The organism is Pseudomonas sp. RGM2987 (genome assembly GCF_022952855.1).
Lineage (GTDB): Bacteria > Pseudomonadota > Gammaproteobacteria > Pseudomonadales > Pseudomonadaceae > Aquipseudomonas.
Window position 1 is genome coordinate 108,089 of the sequence record NZ_JALJDX010000216.1, and the last position, 22,768, is coordinate 130,856.

Below are 22,768 nucleotides of genomic sequence, written 5' to 3' on the forward strand. Positions count from 1 at the left end.
CGATACGGCATACCGGGCACACATGTTCGCCGTCATGGGGGTTGCTGCGCAACCCAGCGGGAGCAAGCTCCCTCGCCACAGGGGGGCCTCACTGGGTCAAAAATCACCGCTACCCCAACAACCCCAACGCCTTCGCCCGCGCTACCGCCTGGGTACGGCGCTCCACGCCGAGCTTGCTGTTGATGTGGCTGGCGTGGGTCTTGACGGTGTGCAGCGAGATAAACAACTGCTCGCTGATCTCCTGGTTCGAACACCCTTGGGCGATCAACTGCAACACCGCCCGTTCGCGGCTGCTGAGGGTTTCGACAGGCACCGATGGATCGGCAGGTTGCGCCAGCGCTGAGGGCAAGCGCTCAAGCAGGTGTTCGCGCAACTGGCTGGGCGGTGCCTGCAACAGTTGCTCGCGCAGCCATTCACGCTGCTCGCCCAACAACCATTCGAAAGGTTGCAACACGCCACCGGCAGCCGCTTCGAAAGCCTGGGCCAAGGTGCGACGGGCTTCGGCTTCGCGTCCGACGCTCAGCAGCAGCGCGACTTTCTGGTTCAGCGCCATCACGCTGAGCATCTGCCGGCCGGTCTGCTGGCCGTGCTCAAGCAAGGCATTGAGCCGCCCTTCGGCCAACATTGGTTGCCCTCGGATCGACTCCAGAACCGCCTGCTGCAGTTCGACATGCAGCGGCAGTTGCGGATGGAATTCCGGCGGTGCCGCCGCCCGCTCACCGGTGTAGGTCTGACCCAAGCGCGCCAGCCAGGCTTCAGCCAGGTCGGTGCGACCCTGGGCGAGCCAGAGTTCGCATTTGACCAGCGTAATCATCGCTAGGTAGTAGATCGGCGGGACATCCCAGATGTGCATCAGCCGCTCGGCTTCGGCCAGTTCGGCAAAGGCCCGGGCGAATTCGCCGCCGTAGCCTTCGATACGGGCGATCACGCAATGGCCGATCAGCACGCTGATGTCACGGCAGGCGCGGGCTTCGGTGAGGCCCGCCTGCAAACGCGCCAACCCGGCCTGGGGCTGCATGCGCAAGGTCAGCAAAAACCCTTCGTAGAGAATCAGCCGCGCCCGCACCGCATACAACCGTTGGGGCGATAGTTTGTGCAAGCGTTGCAGCCCCTGTTGAACTTCATCCAGCGCCCGCAAAATCTCGCCCCGCGCCTGCAACACTCGGGCACGGTCGTAATGCGCCAGGGCCTCGAAGAGCGGATTGCCGACCCGCTGCGCCAGCTCCAGGGAGTCACGATTCAGGTTGCGGGCACGCCACAGGTCGCCGTCGGCAATCGCCAGATTCGACAGGGTGGACAAGCACATCAACCGCTGGCCGTAGCGCTTGTGCGGCAGGCTTTCCAGGGCTTCGGTGCAATACCGCACGGTGGCTTCGCGATCCCCACGGCCACGGGCGACGATCCCTCTGAGGGCCAGCCATTGGGCGAGCATGGATTTTTGCGCGGTAGCTGAAGGCGCCGGCAGGAACCGACTCAGGTGGGCGGCGAGCTCTTCGGCGGCGTCCAACTGACAGGCCAGCCCCAGCGCCCAGCTGTACAGCACAATCAGCCGCGGCGTGCTGATAAGCAGGCTGTCGGGCAAGTCCATTTTCCAGCGCAGCAACATGCCAACGTTCTGCTCGGCCAGCAACTGCTCTTCCGAAAGGTTCTGCACCAGATTCGCCGCCACATCCAGGTGCCCGGCCCGCAGCGCCTGTTCCACGGCTTCGTCGATCAGACCCTGGGCATTGAACCAGCGGCAGGCTCGCAGGTGCAGGGTCGCGGCCGGCACCACGGCTGGCGCGCTGGGGCGACTTCGCAGCAGGTCGGAAAACAAATGGTGGTAGCGATACCAGTGGCCATGCTCGTCCAGCGGCACCAGGAACACCTGATGAGCCGCCAGATAACGCAGGATCTCGGCACTGTCGTGAGCCTCGCGCACCGCGTCGCACAGCTCGCTGCAAAAGCGATCCTGGGGCGCGGTGTCGTAGAGGAACGCCTGTACTTCGGCGGGCAGGCAATCGATGACTTCCTCGAGCAGGTAATCGCGGATCAGCCCTTCCCCGCCGTGCAAGGCCTGGGGCAGCAAGCCTTCGGTGCCAGCTTCGGACGCCGCCAACAGCCAGAAGCGCAACCCTGCCACCCAGCCTTCGCTGCGCTGGATGAGATTTTCCAGGGCCTCGCCGCGCAACGAACTGCTGTGGTGCTGCAGCAGGGTCAGGGCCTCGTCATGGGTCAAGCGCAAGTCTTGCTCATTGAGTTCCAGCAATTGCCGTGACAGGCGCAGGCGTGCCAGGTGCCAGTCCGGGCGCTGGCGACTGGTGACCAGCACCAGCAATCCCTCGGGCAGGTGGTTGAGGAAAAATTGCAGGCAGCGATCCAGCACCGGGCTCTGCGCCAGATGATAATCGTCGAGCACCAGCAGCAGCGGATCAGCGGGCGACAAGTGACTCGACAGTTCATCCAGCAGGCCGTCGAGCCATTCTTCAAAAGCAAAGGGTTGATGCCGCTGGCGCATTTTCAGCAACCCCAGCGCCCGACGCCCCAATTGCGGAAAGAATGCCTGGAGCCCCTCCAGCAACCGTTCGAGGAAGCGCCCCGGATCGTTGTCCCGGGCGCTTAGACCAAGCCAGAGGCTTTGCCAATGCGCCGGCAGGCTCTGGCAGAACTCCACCGCCAGAGAGCTTTTGCCAAACCCTGCCGGCGCACTCACCAACAGCAACCGGCCGCCGAGCCCCGCCTTCAGACGCTCGCACAACCGCGGCCGCAGAACGTGACCGTCAGGCAAGGGCGGGCGATAAAAACGCCCGTCCTGTGCCGCGACGGCTGCGCGGGCTGTATCTGGAAGTGAGGACAAATCAGTCATGGCCGGCTCTTTTGAAATGCGGATGGCGGCGTAGCAGATGTCCGCAGACTAGCGGTAAACAAGGAGGTATTGAAGGGAGTGCTACAAATGGCTACAAAAAGACTACACGTTGGCAGGGCTGCCAAGACCCTCTATTTTTTTGCTGCAAACCCCATTGTGGCGAGGGAGCTTGCTCCCGCTGGGCTGCGAAGCAGCCCCGAGATCTGGCGCTGCCAGGGTATGTCAAAACAAGGGTTGCCTGCCATAGGGGTTGCTGCGCAACCCAGCGGGAGCAAGCTCCCTCGCCACAGGAGGCGGTGTTTGCAGGTAGAAAATAAACGCCCCGAACCAGTCGGGGCGTTTATTCGAGGATGCGGCCTCGGGGTCAAGCAGTTTAGCGGATGCCGTCCTGACGCAGTGCGTTCGGGGTGAAGTCGGCAGTGCTGGCGGTGAAGCCGAAGTCGTAGGCCGATTTTTCTTCGTTCTTCATGCCCAGCGCCAGGTAGCGGCCCGATTGCAGGTCGTAGAGGGTTTCCACGGCGTACCACGGCACTTGCTTGTCGTAGTAGTTCTCGGCATGGGCCTCGGCGACGCGCCACAGTTGGCCGCGACCGTCGTAGTGGTCGATCACCGCCGCTTGCCAGGTGTCCTCGTCGATGAAGAAGTCACGCTTGGCGTAGATGTGGCGCTGGCCTTCCTTCAAGGTGGCGGTCACGTGCCAGACGCGACGCAGCTCGTAGCGGGTCAGGTCCTGGTTGATGTGGCCGGCCTTGAGGATGTCGGCATACTTGAGTTGCGGCGAGTCGATCTTGTAGCTGTTGGCGGCGATGTACAGCTCCTTCTTGCCTTCCAGTTTCCAGTCGTAGCGGTCCGGCGCGCCGTTATACATGTCCAGGTTGTCAGAAGTACGCAGGCCGTCAGCAGCGGTACCCGGCCCGTCATAGGACACTTGCGGCGCCCGGCGCACACGGCGCTGGCCGGCGTTGTAGACCCAGGCCGAACGCGGTTCCTTCACCTGGTCGAGGGTTTCGTGCACCAGCAGCACACCACCGGCCAGGCGCGCCGGCGCGGTCACTTGCTGCTTGAAGTAGAACAGGATGTTGCCAGGGTTGGCCGGATCGAAGTCCTTCATCTTGTCGCGGAACACGAACTGGTCGCGGAAGTACACCAGGCTGTAGGAGCCGTTGGGTTGCGGCGTGGCCTGGGTCACCAGGCGCGTCACGCTGCCGCCGCGATAGCGGGTGATGTGGTTCCAGATCACCTCGACGCCGCTCTGGGGGATCGGGAACGGAACGGCCGTCTCGAAGTTCTCCAGGCCGTTGCCGCCGGAAACCAGCTTGGTGTTGACCGCGTTTTTCTTGATGGAGGCGTACACCTCATCCGGCACGGTGGCGCCACGATGGGTCGGGTAGACCGGCATCTTGAAGGTTTCCGGGTAGCGCTTGAACATCGCGTACTGGCCCGGTGCGAGTTTGTCCTTGTACTGCTCGACGTTCTGCGCGGTGATGGTGAACAGCGGTTTTTCACTGGCGTACGGGTCGGCGAGGAAGCCTTTGCTATCGACGGCGCCGACGTTCTTGGCCATGGGTTTCCAGGCCGAAATCGACCCATCGGCATTGCCGGCCATTTCGGCGCCCATTGGTGTCAGGCTCTTGCCCAGTTTGTCGGCTTCTGCGGCAGGCACCGCCGCCATGACGCTGGCGGCCAGCAGGGAGACTCCCAGCACGCCGACCTGCAACAGACTCTTTGTTATTTTCATAGTGTGTCGTCCTGAAATACGGTGCTTAGAAAGTCACGCCGACGCTGAGCGCCAGGAAGTCGCGATCGTCCACGGTGCTGAAGTCGCCACCAAAGAAGTTGGTGTAGGCCAGGCTCGCGTTGTAGGTGTTCTGGTACTCGGCATCCAGCCCGAGGCTGACGGCCTTGCGGCCTTCCTCGAAGTTGCCGCCAGGACCTGGCGAGTAGCCTTTGACGTCATGGGACCAGGCCACGTTGGGCTTGAGGTTTACCCCGGCGAAGACATCCGGGTATTCCCAGATGGCACGTGCGCGATAGCCCCAGGAGGTGGCGGTGGTGAAACCGTCGTTGTTGCAGTTGCTGTTCACGTTGCCGGCGGTCTGACCGCCACCTGCGGCTGTCGAAGCGTTGAGCGCATTACAGAAGTTGTTCGGTAACTGCCCCGGACCGAATACCGGGTCACGGCCATAGCGTGCATCGGATTTGCTATCCAGCCCACCAACATGAGTCACCCCGACCTCACCCACCAGGGTCAGGCGGCTAGCCCCCATGACTTGATCCAGGAAGTGCGTGAAGGTGGTCTGAAACTGTGTGATTTCCTTACGGGTATAACCGTGGAGGTCCTGGCCGGGGGTGCCTTGCAGTACCGAAGCATTGCCAAATCCGGGCAGCGGTGTCACACCGGCAAAAAGAATATCCGTGGTGCTCAGTTGCACTGGCGCATTCGGGCGATAGCTGATTTCACCGCTCCATGCCGTGCCGGTGGGCAGTGTTGTGGAGAAGCTCAGGCCATACAGGCGGATATCTTCCGGATACTCGACGAAATATTTCGAATTACCCGCGACCAGTAGCGGCGCCAGCCTGGCGAACGCCGGAGGCAAGCCTGCCGCAAGGTTATAGACCGATTGCGGAGCGCCTGTGGCGCTGAAAATCGGCGCACGGCTGTGGTAATTCATGAAGTAGGCGCCGAACTCGGTGTCCAGTGGCTCGAACATGTACTTCATGGATGCGCCCCACTGGCCTCCATCTCGGGCATCGCGATCCGCACCGCGCCGCACCAGCACACCCTCCTCGTTGACATCGACGCCAAAAGCGGCTGCTGGCCCCAATGCCGCTGCCGGAAGGGTCGAACGCTTGTTCAACACCCGCAGGTTATCGGAGCACCCATCGGCAATCACATCCGGCTGGGAGAAGAACGTACCGCAGTTATCCACCACGGTCTGGTCCCACTCCAACTGGTAGAACGCCTCGGCCGACAGGTTGTCGGTCAGGCTCTGGGAGACGTAGAACATGTTGACCGGGATCAGGCCTTCCTTGATCTCGGCGCCAGGGCGACGGAATGCGGACACGTCGACCGGGTTGATGGAGTTGATGCCGCCCTGGATGAAGGTGCTTTCACCCCAGCTGACCACCTGCTTGCCCAGGCGGACCGAACCCGGCTGATCGGCAATGGCATAGTTGTGGTAGACGAACGCATCGAGGATCTGCCCGCCGGAAGACTTGGCGCCTTCCTTGCGATTGTTGTCGCTGATGTCCTTGAACTCGCGGTTTTCGTCCTTCAGCTCAAAGTCGTACCAGTACTTGCCACGGACAAACACGCCGGTATCGCCGTATTTCAGTTCGAGGTCGTGGATACCTTTGAAGATCTTCGAGAAGGTTTCCCCGCGCTTGAAGTTCAAGTGACCGTCATCGGAGGTCTGGGACAGGCCCTTGCCGCCGTTGTTGACACCGATCAGGTCGCTGTTGGGCTTGGCCGTGGACCAGCTCGCGCCGACCGACAGGGACGAGTCGAACTGGCCTTCGATTTCACCGATGTTGAAGCTGACGCCGAAAGCAGGCCCGGCGAGCGAAGAGGCGAGACTGACCGCCAGAGGCAATTTTGCCCGGCGCCAGAACGTGGTTGCTGAGGTCATCGACGCTACTCCATGTGCATTATTGTTATGGCAGTGAATATTCCAGGAACACTTCAACGGCTGGGAGCGGCAGCGTCCCGACATCCGTGGAAGTCGCATCGCCCGTTCGTGCGTGCGCCCCGTTCCTGAAGATCCGTGAGCGGACTATAGCCAGCAGGTAGTACGGCTTGATCCCTCTAAAGTGTGATTTGCAGCCCTCGACCACTCTGGAACAGTCCTTTCGCCAGGCCGACAAGTATCGGCACGGCAAGGATGGCTGAAATTCGCGGTTTGACAAGGCAAGCGCTTGCTTGGTGGGGTTTGCGTGCCCTTTCGGACACGCAAGAACAGCTCAAAGCGTGGATAGGAAGGCGCTGTTATTGCTCTGCCATTCGGTGATGTCGACGCGGATGCGCTTCTTGTCGAGCTTGCCGACGCTGGTCTTGGGAATTTCCGTAACAAGGGCGATCTGGCTCGGGATCGCCCACTTGCTCAGGTGCCCCAATTCAACGAACGGCTTGAGGTGTTCCTTGACCTCACGCGCCCCGATCTGATGCCCCTCGCGAACCACCAGCAAGGCAAATGGCCGCTCGCCCCACTGCGGATCGGGAATGCCAACCACTGCTACTTCGCGTACCGCCACGTGACGGCTGATGAGGTCTTCCAGGTCCAGGGAGGAAATCCATTCGCCACCGGTCTTGATCACATCCTTGATGCGATCACGGATATCGATGAACCCCATGCCATCGAGCGTGGCAACGTCACCGGTGTGCAGCCAGCCACCGGCCCAGAGCTCGGCGCCTTTCTGCGGTTCGTTGTAGTAGCCCTCGGTGAGCCACGGCGCGCGCAACACCAGTTCGCCCTGGGTCTCGCCGTCGGCTGGCAGGAAACGTCCCTCGCTGTCGACAATCGCCGCCTCCACCAAGGGCCCCGGCACGCCGGCCTTGATCCGGTAGGTGGTGCGCTCGTCTTCGCTGCCGGCCATCAACTCTTCATTGAGGTGCGCGCAGGACACCAGTGGCCCGGTCTCCGACATGCCATAGGCGGCGGTGAGCTGGATGCCCCGGTCCTTGGCAGCCTCGTACAGGCTGCGGTTCAGGGCGCTGCCACCGATGACGATTTTCCAGCCACCGAAGTCGGTGTCCTGGGCGCCTTTGGCGTTGAGGACCATTTGCAGGATGGTCGGCACGCAATGGGAGAACGTGACCTTCTCCTTGCGCCACAGCTGGACCAGGAACTCAGGATCGTAACGGCCAGGATAAACCTGCTTGAGCCCGAGCATGGTCGCCACGTAGGGCAGGCCCCAGGCATGGACGTGGAACATCGGCGTGATCGGCATGTACACGTCATTGGTGCCCAACAGCCGCACGCTGTCGATGGCCCCCATGATCGTCGCCACGCCCATGGTGTGCAGCACCAGCTGCCGGTGGGTGAAGTACACGCCCTTGGGATTGCCCGTGGTACCGGTGGTGTAGAACGTGGTGGCGACGGAGTTCTCGTCGAAGTCCTCGAAGTCGTAGGTCGGAGCGGCGGCGGCCAGCAACTGTTCGTACTCGCCCACCAGGTTCGGCAGCTCGGCGGTTTTTTCCGGCAGGTCGGTCAGCAGCAAAGTCTTCTCGACCGTGGTCAGGTGCCCGGCAATCGCCTGGTACAAGCCGACGAACTCGCTGTTGACCAGCACGAAGCAGTCCTCGGCGTGGTTCATGGTGTAGACGATCTGTTCCGGTGACAGGCGCACGTTGATGGTGTGGATCACCGCGCCGATCATCGGGATCGCGAACATGCATTCCAGGTAGCGATGGCTGTCCCAGTCCATCACCGCCACGGTATCGCCAGCCTTGACCCCGGCCTCGGTCAATACATTAGCCAGCCGCGCGACCCGCTCGATCAGCGTCGGGTAGCTGTAGCGCAACTGGTCACGGTAGATGATCTCGCGGGTTTTCTCGTAACGCGTGCCGGACATCAGCAGCCGCTTGATCAGCAGCGGATATTGATAAGCGCCTTCGGCTGGAGGAATAACGCGAGTCTGCAACATAGGGGTCCCTTTTCTGGCTGCACGGTCTTGGCTTGCGATAAGCACTTTAGAGCGCTTATACACGGATCAAATCAGCCAAAGGAATGATTTGATCGGCACGCAACTGGTAGCCTTGAGCCATCTCTGAGCGACTGCGCAACACTTGCCAGGACCGCGCCGGTCAGTGCATCTCGGTGAATGCCAGCTTGACGCCGATGGCGACGAGCACCGCGCCCATGGTTCGGTCGAACCAGTGGCCCATGCGGGCGAATCCGGCTCGCACCCGCTGCTGGCTGAACAGCATCGCCACCAGGCAGAACCAGGCCGCCGTCGCAACCGCCAGGTACACGCCGTAGCCGGCCTGGACGGCCAGGGGCGTATGCGGGTTGATCACCACGGTGAACAGCGACAGGAAAAACAGCGTGGCCTTGGGGTTCAAGCCGTTGGTGACAAAGCCTGCGGTGAACGCACCACGAGCCGTACGTTCGCCGGTTTCCTTGTGCAGATCGTCTGTGGCAGGCTTGGCCGGTTGTGCGCGCAATGCCTTGAAGCCGATGTACAGCAGGTACGCGGCGGCTGCCCACTTCAACGCGTTGAACAGCACGATCGACTGCGACACGATCAAGCCGATGCCCAGCAGCGAATAGCCGACGTGCAGGAAAATCGCTGTGCCCACGCCCAGCGCGGTCCAGGTCCCGGCACGTCGGCCGTGGGTCACGCTTTCACGCACCACCACGGCAAAGTCCGGCCCGGGACTGGCGACCGCCAGCAGGTGGATCAGGGCGACGGTGAGGAATTCGGCGAGGTACATGGGGGGCTCCTTGTTGTTGAAATACCGTGGCGAGGGAGCTTGCTCCCGCTCGAGTGCGCAGCGCTCGCATGCTCAAGGGGCCGCTTCGCAGCCCAGCGGGAGCAAGCTCCCTCGCCACGGTCCGGCGTCATGCCACAGTTCATCTGATAGGCTCGCCACATTACGCCTTCAAGCCTCTTCATAACAGGTACAGCTGATGACAAATACCGCCCGCGCCGTTTTCCTCGACCATTCGTCCCTGGACCTCGGCGACCTGGACCTGAACCCGCTGCGCGATTGCTTCGGTGACCTGCAATTGTTCGCCCGCACAACAGCGGACCAGGTGACCGAGCGGCTCAAGGACGCCAGCGTGGCGATCACCAACAAAGTAGTGATCGACGCGGCCGCGATGGCCGCCAGCCCCGGTTTGAAGCTGATCCTGATCAGCGCCACCGGCACCAACAACGTCGACCTGGAGGCGGCCCGGCGCCACGGCATCACGGTGTGCAATTGCCAGGGCTACGGCACCCCATCGGTGGCCCAGCACACCATCATGCTGTTACTCAACTTAGCGACGCGCCTGGCCGACTATCAAAAAGCGGTCGGCGAGGGTCGCTGGCAGCAGGCCTCGCAGTTCTGCCTGTTGGACTATCCGATTATCGAGCTGGAGGGCAAGACCCTGGGGCTGCTGGGCCACGGTGAACTGGGCAGCGCCGTCGCACGCCTGGCCGAAGCCTTCGGCATGCGCGTGCTGCTGGGGCAGATTCCAGGGCGCCCGCCCCGCCCCGAGCGCTTGCCGCTGGACCAACTGTTGCCGCAAATCGATGCCCTGACGCTGCATTGCCCGCTCAACGAGCACACCCGAAACTTCATTGGCGCTCGGGAACTGGCGCTGCTCAAACCCGGTGCCTTCGTGATCAATACCGCACGCGGCGGCCTGATCGACGAACAGGCCCTGGCCGACGTGCTGCGCAACGGTCATTTGGGCGGCGCCGCTACCGATGTGTTGAGCGTGGAGCCACCGACCCAGGGCAACCCGCTGTTGGCGCCCGATATCCCCCGGCTGATCGTCACCCCCCACAACGCCTGGGGCAGCCGCGAGGCGCGGCAACGGATCGTCGGCCAGATGAGCGAAAACGCCCAGGCCTTTTTCAGCGGTACAGCACGACGGGTTGTCAGTTGATAAACTGCCGCACTTTTTTTCAAGGAGCAGACCATGGATCCGCGCAGTGAAGTACTGCTTCGTCAGGCCGAGTTATTCCAGGGCGCGGTCCTGCTGGCCGGCCTGCCCGCCGACGACCTGCTCGGCCGCCTGCCCGACGCTCATGGCTGGTGCTGGCATGCCGGTGACCAGGCCGCGCTGGACGCACGCTTCCCCGAGCGCAGCCATTTTGGCGTGAATGTCCCTGAGCGAGCCTTCGACACCGCCGTGGTGTTCTTGCCCAAGGCCAAGGATCTCACCGACTACATTCTCAATGCCGTGGCCGCACGCCTGGCCGGTCGCGAGGTGTATCTGGTGGGCGAGAAACGCAGCGGCATCGAGGGCGCGTCCAAGCAGCTCAATCCATTCGGCAAGCCGCGCAAGCTCGACAGCGCCCGGCACTGCCAGTTGTGGCAGGTCACTGTCGCCGAGGCACCTGAAGCCAAGCCCCTGGAAAGCCTGGCCCAGACTTACGAACTGCCCCTGGCCGAAGGCCCGCTGAAAGTCATCAGCCTGCCCGGGGTGTTCAGCCACGGTCGCCTGGACCGCGGCAGTGCGTTGCTGTTGGAGCACCTGGATAAACTGCCCAGCGGCCATCTGCTGGACTTCGGCTGCGGCGCCGGTGTACTGGGGGCAGCGGTCAAGCGTCGCTATCCGCACAACACCGTCACGCTGCTGGACGTGGATGCCTTCGCCGCCGCCAGCAGTCGCATGACCCTGGCCGCCAATGGCCTGGAGGCCGAGGTACTGACCGGCGACGGGATCGACGCCGCACCGATGGGCTTGAGCGCAATCCTGAGCAACCCGCCGTTCCATGTCGGGGTTCACACCGATTACCACGCTACGGAAAACTTGTTGCGAAAAGCAGCCAAACACCTGAAAAACGGCGGCGAACTTCGTCTGGTGGCCAACAGCTTCCTCAAGTATCAACCGCTGATCGAAGAGCATCTGGGCATCTGCGCGATCAAGGCCGAGGGCCAGGGGTTTCGCATCTACCGGGCCAAGCGTGGTTGAAGTTTTTTAAAGAACAGCACTTGCCCAATCGGATTTGCCTAGGCAGAATCCGCTCCGTCCTAGGGGAGTAGTCTCCCGCGAGCGCCATGCTCGCCCGGCATACGTCAACATACTTGGTCAGCAGACCATGGCGTATGCGGCCCAAGCGTCCACGCAGATGGTCGCTGGGTTTGACAAGACCTATGACACGCACACCTTACCCGGGGCGGGAAGGCTGTACGTGTCATAGCCGTGTCGACCCGCCCCCTTTAGGAAACCCTGATGCTGGACTCTCTCCTCGTACCTACCGCCATCGTTGCGCTGGCCGAAATCGGCGACAAGACGCAATTGCTCGCGCTCGTGCTGGCGGCTCGCTTTCGCAAACCCTGGCCGATCATCGCCGGTATCGTCGCCGCGACCCTTGCCAACCACGCGGCCGCCGGGGCGGTTGGGGCATGGGTCGGCAGTATTTTTTCAGACGCCGTGTTGCACTGGATCCTGGCCGCGAGCTTCGCCGCCACCGCACTGTGGACACTGGTCCCGGACAAGCTGGACGATGACGAAGCCAACCCCGTACGCAAGTTCGGGCCGTTCCTGACCACGCTGATTGCGTTTTTCCTGGCGGAAATCGGTGACAAGACCCAAATCGCCACGGTGATGCTCGCCGCGCAATACCCGGAACTGTGGCTGGTGATCATCGGCACCACCGTGGGCATGTTGATTGCCAACGTGCCGGTGGTCCTGGCGGGCAACTTCGCCGCCGATAAACTGCCCTTGACCCTGATCCGCCGCCTGGCCGCTTCGGCCTTTTTCGTCCTGGCGATCGTGGCGGTGTACAAGGCGATGCAGAGTAGTGGCTGGGTTTGACCCAGGCTGGTGCAGGCTCTTGTGGCGAGAGAGCTTGCTCCCGCTGGGCTGCATAGCAGCCCTTTGGCTTCTGTCTGATGCACTGCGCTGGCAGATACATCCTGGGGTTGCTTCGCAACCCAACGGGAGCAAGCTCCCTCGCCACATAAAGCAGTATCAATGCAGGAGGCTGGTTATTTTTTAGCCTGCTGATACAACGGCATCACCTTCGGAATTGCCGCCTGCAACGAGGCGATCCGGCTGGTCGACGACGGGTGGGTGCTCATGAATTCCGGCGGAGCGCCTTCGGAGGCCTTGCTCATCTTGTTCCACAAGGTGATAGCGGCGTTCGGGTTATAGCCGGCGCGGGCAGCCAGTTCGAGACCGATCAGGTCGGCTTCATTCTCGTTGCCACGGCTGTTGGGCAAGGTCATGCCGTAGTTGGCGACGGTATCGGCCAACGCCAGGCTGTCCTGGCCCAATCCGAACAAGGCACCGGCGCCCTGCTTGGCCATTTCGATGCCATAGGCCTTGGACATCGCTTCGCGCCCGTGCTCGCGCAGGGCGTGGGCAATTTCATGCCCCATGACCGCGGCGATTTCATCGTCGGTCAGCTTCAGCGAATCGATCAGGCCGGTGTAGAAAATGATCTTGCCGCCAGGGCCGCAGTTGGCGTTGAGCTCGTCACTCTTGATCAGGTTCACTTCCCACTTCCATTGTGCCGAGTCCGGGCGGAACACCGGTGCCTGGGCGATCAATCGGTCGGCAATGGCCTGGACCCGCTTGGCTTCGCTGCTGGTCTTGTCCAGCACGCCCTGGGTGCTCGCCTCGCCCACGGTCTTCTGATAGGACTGGGCGTACATCTGGTTGACTTCATCGGTCGACAGCATGCTGAACATGTACTGCTTGCGCTCCACACCCACGGCTCCGCCGCTGGTGGTATTGACCGACTGGCAACCGGCGAGCAGCAGCGCCGCACTCAGCGCACTCACCATCAAAGTCTTGTTCATATAAGTAGCTCCCTGGAAACGTGGGCGTATCCTATGCGCGGTTTTGTATCGGCGCCAGATACACGATTCGCAACTACAGGTTTTTCCGACAAATCCCACACCGGTCATTTGCGACACCGACAGTTTCAAAACGGCCATCCGACGAACAGCGTCTCATGCCGCGCCTCCCCGACGCCGATACAAGCTTCAGACGTCATCCCGCGTCCGGAGCCAATATGAAATTCAAATCGATCCAGTTTTCCGTCGCCGCCCTGGCCGGTGCCATCGTGCTCAGCGTGGTCGGCGCGCTGGTGCTGTACGCGCTGTTTGCCGGCGCCCGTACCCAGGAAATGGTGCAGCAGCGCACCAAGGCGCAATTCGAACAACTCATCGAGCAACGCCTCAGCGCACTGGCGCGCACCCAGGCCAGCCTGATCCAACGGGAACTGGAAGCCCCGCTGCAGCTTGCCAAGGGTCTTGCCACCACCAACGCACTGATGGGCATGAATGGCACGGACGGCAACCCGCAACTCAAGATGCCTCGCGAGCAAATGATCAGCCTGCTGCGTGAGACCGTGGTACGCAATCCGAAAGTGCTCGGTGCCTACATCGCCTGGGAACCGAACGCCATCGACCACGACGATGCCAGTTACGTGAACAGCCCTGTGTTGGGCATGGAAACCAACGGACGCTTCCTGCCGTGGTGGTTTCGCAATCAGGACGGCACCCTGGGCCTGGAGAAGCTCGCCGACGTGACCGACCAGAAACTGCTATCCACCGGGATCCGTGCCAGTGAGTACTACCTGTGCTCCCAAGACAGCAAGAAGGCCTGCGTGATCGACCCGGCGCCCTACCGCGTCGGCAGCACCATGACCATGCTCGCCTCGTTCATCGAACCGATCATGATCGATGGCAAGTTCCAGGGCATTGTCGGCGCCGACCTGTCGGTGAACTTCATCCAGGACATGCTCGTCGCCGCCGACGCCAAGCTATACAACGGCGCCGGGGAAATGGCCCTGCTGTCCAGCAACAACCGGTTCGTGGCGTTCACCAAGGATCCGAGCAAGCTGGGGGAAAAGGCCAGCGACCTGCTCGATGCCAGCGAACTGGACAACCTGGGCAAACTCGGCGCGGGTGAAGTGCGCTACGACATCGATGAAGAGCACGGCCATATCGAGGTGTACATGCCGTTCGGCATCGGCGAGACCAGCGCACGCTGGACACTGATGTTGCAGTTGCCGCTGAACGCGGTGATGGCCGACCTGCAAGCCTTGCAGAAAGACCTCAACGAACAACGCGAAACCGACATCTTCGGCATGGCCATGGTCGGGCTGGCGATTGCCGCTATCGGCCTGCTGGTGATCTGGTTGGTGGGCCACGGCATCGCCCGTCCGCTCAAGCAGATGGTGGCGATGCTCGATGACATCGCCCAGGGCGAAGGCGACCTGACCCGTCGCCTGGTGAGTGATCGCGCCGATGAACTGGGGGCGATTGCCCGGGGCTTCAACACCTTCCTGAGCAAGTTGCAGGGAATGATCACCCAGGTGGTGACGTCGGTGCAGAGTGTCAGCGATTCGTCGGAACACACCGCCGATATCGCGATCCGCACCAACCAGGGCGTGCACAAGCAGATGTCGGAGATCGATCAGGTCGCCACTGCCGTGCAGGAAATGACCGCCACCGCCCAGGACGTGGCACGCAACGCGACCCAGGCCGCCCAAGCCGCCAGTCATGCCGACCAGGCCGCCAGCCAGGGCATGCAGATCGTACAGGACACCTCCACGTCCATCGGCGCCCTGGCCGTGGAAATCGGCCGGGCCGTCGGGGTGGTACAGAACCTGGCCAAGGACAGCGAGAACATCAATGCGATCCTGACCGCGATTCGCGGGATCGCCGAACAGACCAACCTGCTGGCGCTGAACGCGGCCATCGAGGCAGCCCGGGCCGGCGAACAGGGACGTGGGTTCGCGGTGGTGGCTGATGAAGTACGTAACCTGGCACAAAAGACCCAGCAGGCTACGGAAGAAATCCAGTCGATGATCCAGCAGCTGCAACAAGGCACGCGGGACGTGGTGCGGGTCATGGAGGACAGCCAGCACCGCACCGATGAAAGCGTGCAGCACGCGGCGAAAGCGGCCCAGGCGCTGGAGACGATCACCCAGGCCGTGTCGGTGATCAACGACATGAACACCCAGATTGCCAGTGCTGCCGAGGAACAGAGTGCCGTGGCCGACGACATCAACCGCAACGTGATCAACATCGGCCAGGTGGCGAACGAAGTCGCCAGCGGCGCCGACGAGTCCAGCGCCGCCAGCGCCGGGCTGACCAAACTGGCGGAACAGCAGCGGCGGTTGATCAATCAGTTCAGGGTTTGATCCAGAGGCCCCCATCGTCGGATCGCCGCCCGGAGCAAGCCCGCTCCCACAGGGGTTGGTGGCGAACACATGTTTTGCGGACACCGCACCTCTCATGTGGGAGCGGGCTTGCTCGCGAAAGCGGCGTGTCAGGTAATGCAGTTTTGTCTGGTCTATTGCTTTCGCGAGCAGGCTGCTCCCACAGGGGTTGGTGGCGAATACATGTTTTGCGGACACCGCACCTTTCATGTGGGAGCGAGCCGGCTCCGGGCGGCGATCCGACGATGAGGCCGGCCCAGGCACCGCACACTCAAGCCGGTGTCAGGCACTCCGGCCCGTTGAGTTTCGGGTCGTTGATCAGGTTGGCCAGCACCCGCTCGCGCAGGGGCAGCGGTTCGCTTGCCAGCAATCCTTGCAGGGCGTGCAGCGGCGTTTCGGGGTCGAGCCACAGGCGCTGGCCTTGTTCGTCCAGGATCAATGGCCGGCGCTGGCCCGCTGCGGGCTGGGTGATGACGGCGGTGCTCAGCCACACCTGTTCCTGCACCGGGTAGGCTTCCCAGATGGCCGCGAAGAACAGCGACGACCCCTCCCCCGGTGTCAGCCAGAACGGACGCTTGCGCGTGCCGCCGCGCCACTCGTAAAAGCCGTTGGCCGGCAGCAGGCAGCGACGCAGGCGCAAGGCTTCACGGAACATCGGCTGCTCGGCCACGGTTTCGGCCCGGGCATGGGCCGGCGTGCGGGACAGGTCGGTCAGCCACGGCGGCGTCAGTCCCCAGCGCGCCCGGGCCAGTTCGCGTTGGCCCGCGGCGTTGGCACGCAGCATCAGCACCGAATCGTTAGGCGAAATATTCCATTGGGCCTTCTGGTCGGCAGGAAAGCCGGGCAAGGCCGCGAAAGCGGGGTTCCAGCGAAACAGGGCATAACGTCCACACATGGGGCAACACGACTCTTGATCGAACGGCCGCCAGCCTAGCAGACCAGCGTGCCGGGGTAACTGTCCGGTTCATCGCCGGGCAGCGGCAGCGCGGCATTGTAAGCGGCGATGAGCTCCCGAGCGTATTGCGCCTGATCATCGTCCACCGCCAGCCCCAACAGGCCTTGCATCGGCAACTCGCCGACGCCGCCCACCAGGTCGCGCCCCACCAGATGTGCCGTAATGCCTTCGCTGGCGAGCATGCCTTGCAGCAATTCGCCTTCCATCAGGTTTTCCAGCTCGTAGATTCTGCGCATCAATGCCCCCGTCAGTCGTTTTCGCCAAAGACCTCGAGATGCCACTCTTGACCATGGACTTGCAGGACGAACGTGATCGGCCGGCAACACACCTGGCAGTCCTCGATATAGGTCTGGTCGCCGCCGGACAGATCCACGCTGGTTTCAACTTCTTCGCCACAATAAGGACAATCGTACAGCGCGGTTTCCAGCATCGCGGGCCTCCCAGGTGACTTGTGCGTATAATCGCCGGTCTATTTGCAGGGCTATTTTCATCTGGCTTATCTTCCAGAGCGGGCCCTGTCATTTTTTTGATCGAACTTTTACTTACCCTAGCCGTTTCCAACAAGAGAGCATGATGGGCGAATTCGATGCCATCCGACCTTACGACGACAGCGAAGTCCCAGCAGTGCTGGCCCGGCTGCTCGGCGACAAGGCGTTTCTAGATATCCTCACCCACTTCCGCTTCCCGCGCCTGGCCGGCGCCCTCGGCTGGATGCTCAAACCCCTTATAGCGCAAAGATTGCGTCGTGAGTTCGCCGGCGTGACGTCGGTCGCCACGTTGCAGGACAAAGTGGAGTTCTACGTCGACCACACCATCGAGCGCGCCACCGATGGCGTAACCTACACCGGCGTGGAGCAGTTCAAGTCCGGCAGTGCGTACCTGTTCATCGCCAACCACCGCGACATCGTGATGGACCCGGCGTTCGTCAACTATGCGGTGTACCACGCTGGCCTGCCGACTCCGCGCATCGCCATTGGCGACAACCTGCTGCAAAAGCCTTTTGTCAGCGACCTGATGCGCCTGAACAAAAGCTTCATCGTGCACCGCTCGCTCACCGGGCGACGGGAAAAGCTCGCGGCGTACCAGCTGCTGTCGGCGTACATCAATCACTCGATCCGCAACGATTGCGCCTCGATCTGGATCGCCCAGGCCGAGGGCCGGGCCAAGGACGGTGACGACCGGACCGAATCGGCGATCCTCAAGATGTTCCACATGAGCCGCAAGGACGAGCCGTTCGGCGAGGTCATCCAGTCATTGAACCTCACGCCGGTGTCCATCAGCTACGAGTACGACCCGTGCGACCAGGCCAAGGCTCGCGAGTTGTACATCCGCGCCACCACTGGCACCTACACCAAGGCGCCGGGCGAGGACGACGTGAGCATCGCCAAGGGGATCACCGGCTACAAAGGCCGGGTCCACGTGAACTTTGCCGCGCCGATCACCGAACTGTTCGAAGACACCAAGCAACTGGCCGTGGAGATGGACCGGCAGATTCTCGGTGGCTATCGCCTGTTCCCGGTGCACTACCTGGCCTACGCCCAATGGGCCGACGCCGACCCGCAGTTGCAGGTGCCCACGGCCGCCGAGGTGTTTGGCGCCGAGGAACTGGCCAAGGCCGAACAGGAATGGCAACGCCGGCTGGACGCGTGCCCACCGGAACACCGACCGTTCCTGGTGTTGCAGTATGCGACGCCGGTGCGTAATCAGTATCGGGTCAAGGCGGGGTTGGCTTTGTAAGGCAGAGGATGTCCGCCCTCAAAAAAACCGGCACTTGTGGCGAGGGAGCTTGCTCCCGCTCGAGTGCGCAGCACTCGCAAAACAGAAGGGCTGCTACGCAGCCCAGCGGGAGCAAGCTCCCTCGCCACAAAAGCGCGCCTGCCTGGTGATGACCTTTGCAGGTTGCCTCAGCGAATCTGCGTACTGACCCACGACACCAGCAACGCCAACGCCAGGCAGCCAAAACCGAACCTGTAGAAGAAGCGATTCATGCGCTGAGTGGCGAGGTCCAGCAGCGCTTCGAATCGCTCGTTGCCTTCGCGATTGCGCGCTTCCAGGCACGCCCGGGCCCGTTGCTCACGGCGGCGCGTCGCATGCAGCACCCAGCCGCCAGGGCAGGCGAACAGCAATGCCAGCAGGTTGACCAGTTTGGCGGGGTGGTTGGCGAACAGCGAAAGCAGTTGCAGCGACATCAAAAACCTCAGGAACGCGAGCGACGAACGGGGCGCGGATTCTACCGAAAGCCCATCGCCCTGCCCCGTTTTTTCCGACCTGTGGGGGCAAGCCCTACTCCCACAGAAACGTGTTCTTACAAAAGTGAGTTCTTACAGAGATTTGCTGTTGGGACTGAGGGCTACGGATTAATTTCAACCGTCACGATTTCGTCATCTGAGCAGGCCACTCTGTCGCCCGTCAAAACCTGCACGGACCCCATCATGCTTCACGCCGAAAACCAGGATCGTCTCTATCTCATCAGCCCGAGCGAGGAACAACAGAACCTCGTCGGCAGCCTGTCTTTCAATGTCCAGGACCGACATTGGCTGGTCTACTGCGCCCTCGGCGGGCATCAACATGCCGACCTGCCCGAGGCCGACCTGCTGACCGGGATCAGTGTGCTGGAGTTCTATTCGCAGGCTGCCTGAAAATCGCAGCCATAAAAAAAGCCCCTGTGGGCGGGGGCTTGCTCGCTAAAGCGGTTGTCCAGTTACAACAAGGCCGAATGTACCGCCGCCTTCGCGAGCAAGCCCGCTCCCACAATGGGTTTTGAATTTAAAGCTTACTCGGCCAACACCTGCCCAATGGTCGGGTCCTTGAACAGCCGGGTCAGGGCGTCGCTCAATACGTCGCTGACCAGCTTGGTATTGGTGTCCTGGTTCGGCGCCATGCCGAAGCGCTGGTCCAGCGAAGCGCCATAGCGACCGCTGTAGCGGCGGTTGGCGTTCTGCACGTCGGAGCGGAAGGTCGCGCCGATGGTGGCCTCGGTCACGTACATGCCTTCCTTGGGCGACTGGTATTTGAGTTCGGCCAGGGTCACGGTCAGTTGCGGTGCGTTCAAGGCGTTGGCCGTCGGGGTGAAGCCCAGCAGGCGTACCGCAGCTTCAGCCTGGGCCTGCAATTTAGGCAGGATCTGCGCGCCCTGCACCGTGATCACGCTGGTTTCCGGGTACAACCCGCCGCGGGTGCCCAGGGTCGGCGAAGGACGACCATCCACCACACGCACGACTACCGGCTGGCCGCGACCCACGGGCGCCAGCTGGGCATTGAGCTTGGGCTCCGGGTTAAGTTGTTGCGGGCTGTGGGCGCAGCCGACGAGGGTCAGACTGGTCACAGCGATCAAACCGAACAACAGGCGTTGCAACATGCTCTTCTCTCCAGAATCGGGCACAAACAGGCCGGCAGTATAGCGGTGGGCCATCGCGGGGAACCAGCACCCCACGATGAATACTCAAATGTCTGACAAAACCCGCAAGGGGCGGTTCCTGTCTCCCCCCTTGTCACCCCCCCTTGTCACTCCATTGTCACGCTCCTTACACCGGCATGTCATGGCCCGCTGTCAGGCTTGAATACAAGTTTCCCTGACCCGGTATTCGATCATGCGCTTCCTTATTTCCCTGTTCACGCCGCGCCCGCATCATCGCAGCTTCGCCCTGCTGGACGGCAACGGCCGTTGCCAGGCATTCAAGCAGTGCAGCCTGCAACCGATGGGCGAGGGTTGGGTGGAAATCGAAGAGATTCGTCTCAACTGGCTGCACCAGCCGTTGCCCGCCAGTGCTCGCGTGCAGCCGCTTCGTGCCCGCTCACGCAACCGGCAACTGTTGACCATCTGACCGGACGGCTAATAAAAGTCATTAAACACGACCATTTCCCTGCGTTTCTTCGATACAATCTCCCCCCGATTATAAGGACGTCTCCTGATCGGGCCTCGCAACACCGCTGATGCGCTGGTATTGGCACCCCGCACCGCCCACAGAGAGCCGCCCACACAGATCGAGTGGAGCTGGCGCGCTTGCTGTTCTTCAGGCAAATCACCACTTTTCGCGAATCTGCAGAGCTGTCATTACGCTCGGTCACTGAGCTGTCTGCCCGTTTTGCCTGTCATGTATTACATGGGGGCAACCAAACCGGGCGCGGTGCCAGGCTGGGACAGCCCTTTTTTGAGGTTCACGTCTTCAAAAGAGCGTGAAAAAAACGGGTTTTCACAACTTCACAAGAGTGTGGCGAGCAAATGAAGAGTTTTGCGTCTGAACAAGCACCATTAGCGTCTGGAACAGCCCAACGACACAGGACCGGCCATCGTTCAAGAACCGGCGCCTGAAGCCTGTCCGCTACGGATTTGGTTGCACGAACGGATGTCTCGGCCATAAGTCGAATTGCCCGCCCGGCGCTTAAGTGAGTTCATAGGACGCTTGAGGCCAGGCTGCATGCATCCGCAGTAGTTGCGATAAATTGCGAAGATTCGGACATGGCGATCCTGGCCATGGATACCTGGGGCGCAACCGACCTGCCCCGCCACTCCTGGCCGCTATGCCGACAATTTGGTGCTGCAGATTTTGGAGACGCGTTAAATGGCGCATAACGAAGCAGTCGATGTAGTTCTGGTAGGGGCCGGCATCATGAGTGCCACCCTGGCCGTACTGCTCAAGGAGCTCGACCCCGCGATCTCGCTGGAAGTCGTCGAGCTGATGGATTCCGGTGCCGCGGAGAGTTCCAACCCCTGGAACAACGCCGGTACCGGTCACGCCGGGCTGTGTGAGCTCAATTACACGCCCCAGGCCGCCGATGGCAGTGTCGACATCAAGAAAGCCGTGCACATCAACACCCAGTTCGAGGTGTCGAAGCAGTTCTGGACGTACCTGACCAAGAAGGGCACGTTTGGCTCCTCCAAGTCCTTTATCGCCCCGGTGCCGCACCTCAGTTTCGTGCAGGGTGAAAAAGGCGTGTCGTTCCTCAGGAAGCGCTTCGAACTGCTGAGCCGGCATCACGCCTTCGCTGACATGGAATACACCGAAGACAAGGGCAAGATGGCCGAGTGGATGCCGCTGATGATGCCTGGGCGGCCCGCCGATGAAGTCATCGCCGCGACCCGGGTCATGAACGGCACCGACGTCAACTTCGGCGCCCTGACCAACCAGTTGCTCAAGCACTTGACCAGCGCCCCGGATACCCAGGTCAAGTACTGCAAGCGCGTCACCGGTCTCAAGCGCAACGGCAATGGTTGGACCGTGAGCATCAAGGACGTCAACTCCGGCAGCAGCCGTGAAGTCGACGCCAAGTTCGTCTTCCTCGGCGCAGGTGGCGCGGCGCTGCCGTTGCTGCAAGCCTCGGGCATCGAGGAAAGCAAGGGCTTCGGCGGCTTCCCGGTCAGCGGCCAGTGGCTGCGTTGCGACAACCCGGAAGTGGTCAAGCATCACCAGGCCAAGGTCTACAGCCAGGCCGCGGTGGGCTCGCCGCCCATGTCGGTACCGCACCTGGACACCCGCGTGGTCGATGGCAAGAAATCCCTGCTGTTCGGACCATACGCCGGTTTCACCACCAAGTTCCTCAAGCACGGTTCGATCATGGACCTGCCGTTGTCGGTACGCGCCGGCAACATCGGCCCGATGCTGGCCGTGGCCCGGGACAACATGGACCTGACCAAGTACTTGATCAGCGAAGTGATGCAGTCCATGGAGCAGCGCCTCGAATCCTTGCGTCGTTTCTACCCCGAGGCGAAGGCCGAGGACTGGCGCCTGGAAGTGGCCGGCCAACGGGTGCAGATCATCAAGAAAGACCCGAAGAAAGGTGGCGTCCTGCAGTTCGGCACCGAACTGGTGGCGGCCAAGGACGGCAGCCTCGCCGCCCTGCTCGGTGCATCGCCAGGTGCTTCGGTGACCGTATCGATCATGCTGGAACTGATCGAGCGCTGCTTCCCGGACAAAGCCAAGGGTGAGTGGGCCGCCAAGCTCGCGGAAATCTTCCCGGCCCGTGAAAAAGTGCTGGAAACCGACGCGGCGCTGTATCGCAAGGTCAATGCGCAGAACAACGTCGCGCTGGAACTGGTTGAAGAAAGCAGCGAGACCCAAAGCTACGCTTGATTTGACCGTATAAAAAAACGCCCCGTTCTCCATGAGAGCGGGGCGTTTTTTATGGGTGGCGCT

Annotated in this window: 19 protein-coding genes and 1 riboswitch; of the genes, 8 read left to right on the forward strand and 11 right to left on the reverse strand. The window is 61.9% G+C overall.

The features are described from left to right. Window positions 1-109 precede the first annotated feature (109 nt). The 5 genes from RGM2987_RS22380 to RGM2987_RS22400 form a co-directional block, all read right to left on the reverse strand. Window positions 110-2,845, reverse strand: coding sequence for a LuxR C-terminal-related transcriptional regulator (locus RGM2987_RS22380; RefSeq protein ID WP_245144986.1), 2,736 nt, complete (start codon window positions 2,843-2,845; stop codon window positions 110-112). 373 nt (window positions 2,846-3,218) lie between these two features. Then, window positions 3,219-4,583, reverse strand: a complete 1,365-nt coding sequence (locus tag RGM2987_RS22385) for a DUF1329 domain-containing protein (protein WP_245144987.1) — start codon at window positions 4,581-4,583, stop codon at window positions 3,219-3,221. Window positions 4,584-4,608: 25 nt separating this feature from the next. After that, the gene (locus RGM2987_RS22390) at window positions 4,609-6,474 is read right to left on the reverse strand and encodes a DUF1302 domain-containing protein (RefSeq protein ID WP_245144988.1); all 1,866 of its coding nucleotides are present in this window, start codon (window positions 6,472-6,474) and stop codon (window positions 4,609-4,611) included. A gap of 331 nt (window positions 6,475-6,805) precedes the next feature. Further along, a complete protein-coding gene (locus RGM2987_RS22395; RefSeq protein ID WP_245144989.1) occupies window positions 6,806-8,488 on the reverse strand; it encodes a fatty acid--CoA ligase in 1,683 nt (560 codons plus the stop codon). 160 nt (window positions 8,489-8,648) lie between these two features. Then, window positions 8,649-9,278 carry a LysE family transporter gene (locus tag RGM2987_RS22400; protein WP_245144990.1) on the reverse strand — a complete coding sequence of 210 codons (630 nt, stop codon included), beginning with the start codon at window positions 9,276-9,278 and terminating at the stop codon, window positions 8,649-8,651. A gap of 196 nt (window positions 9,279-9,474) precedes the next feature. Between RGM2987_RS22400 and RGM2987_RS22405 the strand changes: the two genes are divergently transcribed. The 3 genes from RGM2987_RS22405 (at window position 9,475) to RGM2987_RS22415 (ending at window position 12,318) form a co-directional block, all read left to right on the forward strand. Then, complete coding sequence (locus tag RGM2987_RS22405; protein WP_245144991.1) at window positions 9,475-10,440, forward strand: 2-hydroxyacid dehydrogenase; 966 nt, start codon at window positions 9,475-9,477, stop codon at window positions 10,438-10,440. A gap of 33 nt (window positions 10,441-10,473) precedes the next feature. Beyond that, the gene (locus RGM2987_RS22410; protein ID WP_245144992.1) at window positions 10,474-11,472 is read left to right on the forward strand and encodes a class I SAM-dependent methyltransferase; all 999 of its coding nucleotides are present in this window, start codon (window positions 10,474-10,476) and stop codon (window positions 11,470-11,472) included. A gap of 50 nt (window positions 11,473-11,522) precedes the next feature. Next, window positions 11,523-11,643, forward strand: a riboswitch (yybP-ykoY riboswitch). Window positions 11,644-11,733: 90 nt separating this feature from the next. Next, a complete protein-coding gene (locus tag RGM2987_RS22415) occupies window positions 11,734-12,318 on the forward strand; it encodes a TMEM165/GDT1 family protein (RefSeq protein WP_245144993.1) in 585 nt (194 codons plus the stop codon). 173 nt (window positions 12,319-12,491) lie between these two features. Here the strand turns inward: RGM2987_RS22415 and RGM2987_RS22420 are convergent, their stop codons facing one another. Beyond that, a complete protein-coding gene (locus RGM2987_RS22420; protein WP_245144994.1) occupies window positions 12,492-13,307 on the reverse strand; it encodes a M48 family metallopeptidase in 816 nt (271 codons plus the stop codon). 215 nt (window positions 13,308-13,522) lie between these two features. Between RGM2987_RS22420 and RGM2987_RS22425 the strand changes: the two genes are divergently transcribed. Further along, the gene (locus RGM2987_RS22425; protein ID WP_245144995.1) at window positions 13,523-15,661 is read left to right on the forward strand and encodes a methyl-accepting chemotaxis protein; all 2,139 of its coding nucleotides are present in this window, start codon (window positions 13,523-13,525) and stop codon (window positions 15,659-15,661) included. Window positions 15,662-15,950: 289 nt separating this feature from the next. On the opposite strand, the gene RGM2987_RS22430 is transcribed toward RGM2987_RS22425, so the two are convergent. Genes RGM2987_RS22430 through RGM2987_RS22440 form a run of 3 tightly spaced genes read right to left on the reverse strand, consistent with a single transcriptional unit; the run spans window position 15,951 to window position 17,064 of the window. Continuing rightward, complete coding sequence (locus RGM2987_RS22430) at window positions 15,951-16,574, reverse strand: SOS response-associated peptidase (RefSeq protein ID WP_245144996.1); 624 nt, start codon at window positions 16,572-16,574, stop codon at window positions 15,951-15,953. Window positions 16,575-16,609: 35 nt separating this feature from the next. Next, window positions 16,610-16,870, reverse strand: a complete 261-nt coding sequence (locus RGM2987_RS22435; protein ID WP_245144997.1) for a DUF2007 domain-containing protein — start codon at window positions 16,868-16,870, stop codon at window positions 16,610-16,612. 11 nt (window positions 16,871-16,881) lie between these two features. Further along, window positions 16,882-17,064: a CPXCG motif-containing cysteine-rich protein gene (locus RGM2987_RS22440; protein ID WP_245144998.1), complete on the reverse strand. Its 183-nt coding sequence runs from the start codon at window positions 17,062-17,064 to the stop codon at window positions 16,882-16,884. A 140-nt stretch (window positions 17,065-17,204) separates the two neighbouring features. On the opposite strand from RGM2987_RS22440, the gene RGM2987_RS22445 reads away from it, so the two are divergent. Continuing rightward, the gene (locus RGM2987_RS22445; protein WP_245144999.1) at window positions 17,205-18,371 is read left to right on the forward strand and encodes a 1-acyl-sn-glycerol-3-phosphate acyltransferase; all 1,167 of its coding nucleotides are present in this window, start codon (window positions 17,205-17,207) and stop codon (window positions 18,369-18,371) included. Between the two features lie 167 nt (window positions 18,372-18,538). Here RGM2987_RS22445 and RGM2987_RS22450 read toward each other — a convergent pair whose 3' ends face one another. Then, window positions 18,539-18,823, reverse strand: a complete 285-nt coding sequence (locus RGM2987_RS22450) for a hypothetical protein (protein WP_245145000.1) — start codon at window positions 18,821-18,823, stop codon at window positions 18,539-18,541. A gap of 243 nt (window positions 18,824-19,066) precedes the next feature. Here RGM2987_RS22450 and RGM2987_RS22455 point away from each other — a divergent pair, with 243 nt between their 5' ends. Then, window positions 19,067-19,273, forward strand: a complete 207-nt coding sequence (locus tag RGM2987_RS22455; protein ID WP_245145001.1) for a hypothetical protein — start codon at window positions 19,067-19,069, stop codon at window positions 19,271-19,273. 134 nt (window positions 19,274-19,407) lie between these two features. On the opposite strand, the gene RGM2987_RS22460 is transcribed toward RGM2987_RS22455, so the two are convergent. Next, the gene (locus tag RGM2987_RS22460) at window positions 19,408-19,992 is read right to left on the reverse strand and encodes a YajG family lipoprotein (RefSeq protein WP_003205489.1); all 585 of its coding nucleotides are present in this window, start codon (window positions 19,990-19,992) and stop codon (window positions 19,408-19,410) included. A gap of 232 nt (window positions 19,993-20,224) precedes the next feature. Here RGM2987_RS22460 and RGM2987_RS22465 point away from each other — a divergent pair, with 232 nt between their 5' ends. After that, entirely contained in the window at window positions 20,225-20,458 is a 234-nt protein-coding gene (locus RGM2987_RS22465) for a hypothetical protein (RefSeq protein ID WP_245145002.1), read from the forward strand. Between the two features lie 738 nt (window positions 20,459-21,196). After that, window positions 21,197-22,705 (forward strand): malate dehydrogenase (quinone), encoded by a 1,509-nt coding sequence (gene mqo / locus RGM2987_RS22470; protein WP_245145003.1) that lies wholly within the window; start codon window positions 21,197-21,199, stop codon window positions 22,703-22,705. Window positions 22,706-22,768 lie beyond the last annotated feature (63 nt).

Bases quoted from the DNA above. Each gene is read 5' to 3' on its own strand.
- RGM2987_RS22380 (WP_245144986.1), bottom strand. From the start codon at position 2,845: ATGACTGATTTGTCCTCACTTCCAGATACAGCCCGCGCAGCCGTCGCG.
- RGM2987_RS22385 (WP_245144987.1), bottom strand. From the start codon at position 4,583: ATGAAAATAACAAAGAGTCTGTTGCAGGTCGGCGTGCTGGGAGTCTCC.
- RGM2987_RS22390 (WP_245144988.1), bottom strand. From the start codon at position 6,474: ATGACCTCAGCAACCACGTTCTGGCGCCGGGCAAAATTGCCTCTGGCG.
- RGM2987_RS22395 (WP_245144989.1), bottom strand. From the start codon at position 8,488: ATGTTGCAGACTCGCGTTATTCCTCCAGCCGAAGGCGCTTATCAATAT.
- RGM2987_RS22400 (WP_245144990.1), bottom strand. From the start codon at position 9,278: ATGTACCTCGCCGAATTCCTCACCGTCGCCCTGATCCACCTGCTGGCG.
- RGM2987_RS22405 (WP_245144991.1), top strand. From the start codon at position 9,475: ATGACAAATACCGCCCGCGCCGTTTTCCTCGACCATTCGTCCCTGGAC.
- RGM2987_RS22410 (WP_245144992.1), top strand. From the start codon at position 10,474: ATGGATCCGCGCAGTGAAGTACTGCTTCGTCAGGCCGAGTTATTCCAG.
- RGM2987_RS22415 (WP_245144993.1), top strand. From the start codon at position 11,734: ATGCTGGACTCTCTCCTCGTACCTACCGCCATCGTTGCGCTGGCCGAA.
- RGM2987_RS22420 (WP_245144994.1), bottom strand. From the start codon at position 13,307: ATGAACAAGACTTTGATGGTGAGTGCGCTGAGTGCGGCGCTGCTGCTC.
- RGM2987_RS22425 (WP_245144995.1), top strand. From the start codon at position 13,523: ATGAAATTCAAATCGATCCAGTTTTCCGTCGCCGCCCTGGCCGGTGCC.
- RGM2987_RS22430 (WP_245144996.1), bottom strand. From the start codon at position 16,574: ATGTGTGGACGTTATGCCCTGTTTCGCTGGAACCCCGCTTTCGCGGCC.
- RGM2987_RS22435 (WP_245144997.1), bottom strand. From the start codon at position 16,870: ATGCGCAGAATCTACGAGCTGGAAAACCTGATGGAAGGCGAATTGCTG.
- RGM2987_RS22440 (WP_245144998.1), bottom strand. From the start codon at position 17,064: ATGCTGGAAACCGCGCTGTACGATTGTCCTTATTGTGGCGAAGAAGTT.
- RGM2987_RS22445 (WP_245144999.1), top strand. From the start codon at position 17,205: ATGATGGGCGAATTCGATGCCATCCGACCTTACGACGACAGCGAAGTC.
- RGM2987_RS22450 (WP_245145000.1), bottom strand. From the start codon at position 18,823: ATGTCGCTGCAACTGCTTTCGCTGTTCGCCAACCACCCCGCCAAACTG.
- RGM2987_RS22455 (WP_245145001.1), top strand. From the start codon at position 19,067: ATGCTTCACGCCGAAAACCAGGATCGTCTCTATCTCATCAGCCCGAGC.
- RGM2987_RS22460 (WP_003205489.1), bottom strand. From the start codon at position 19,992: ATGTTGCAACGCCTGTTGTTCGGTTTGATCGCTGTGACCAGTCTGACC.
- RGM2987_RS22465 (WP_245145002.1), top strand. From the start codon at position 20,225: ATGCGCTTCCTTATTTCCCTGTTCACGCCGCGCCCGCATCATCGCAGC.
- mqo (WP_245145003.1), top strand. From the start codon at position 21,197: ATGGCGCATAACGAAGCAGTCGATGTAGTTCTGGTAGGGGCCGGCATC.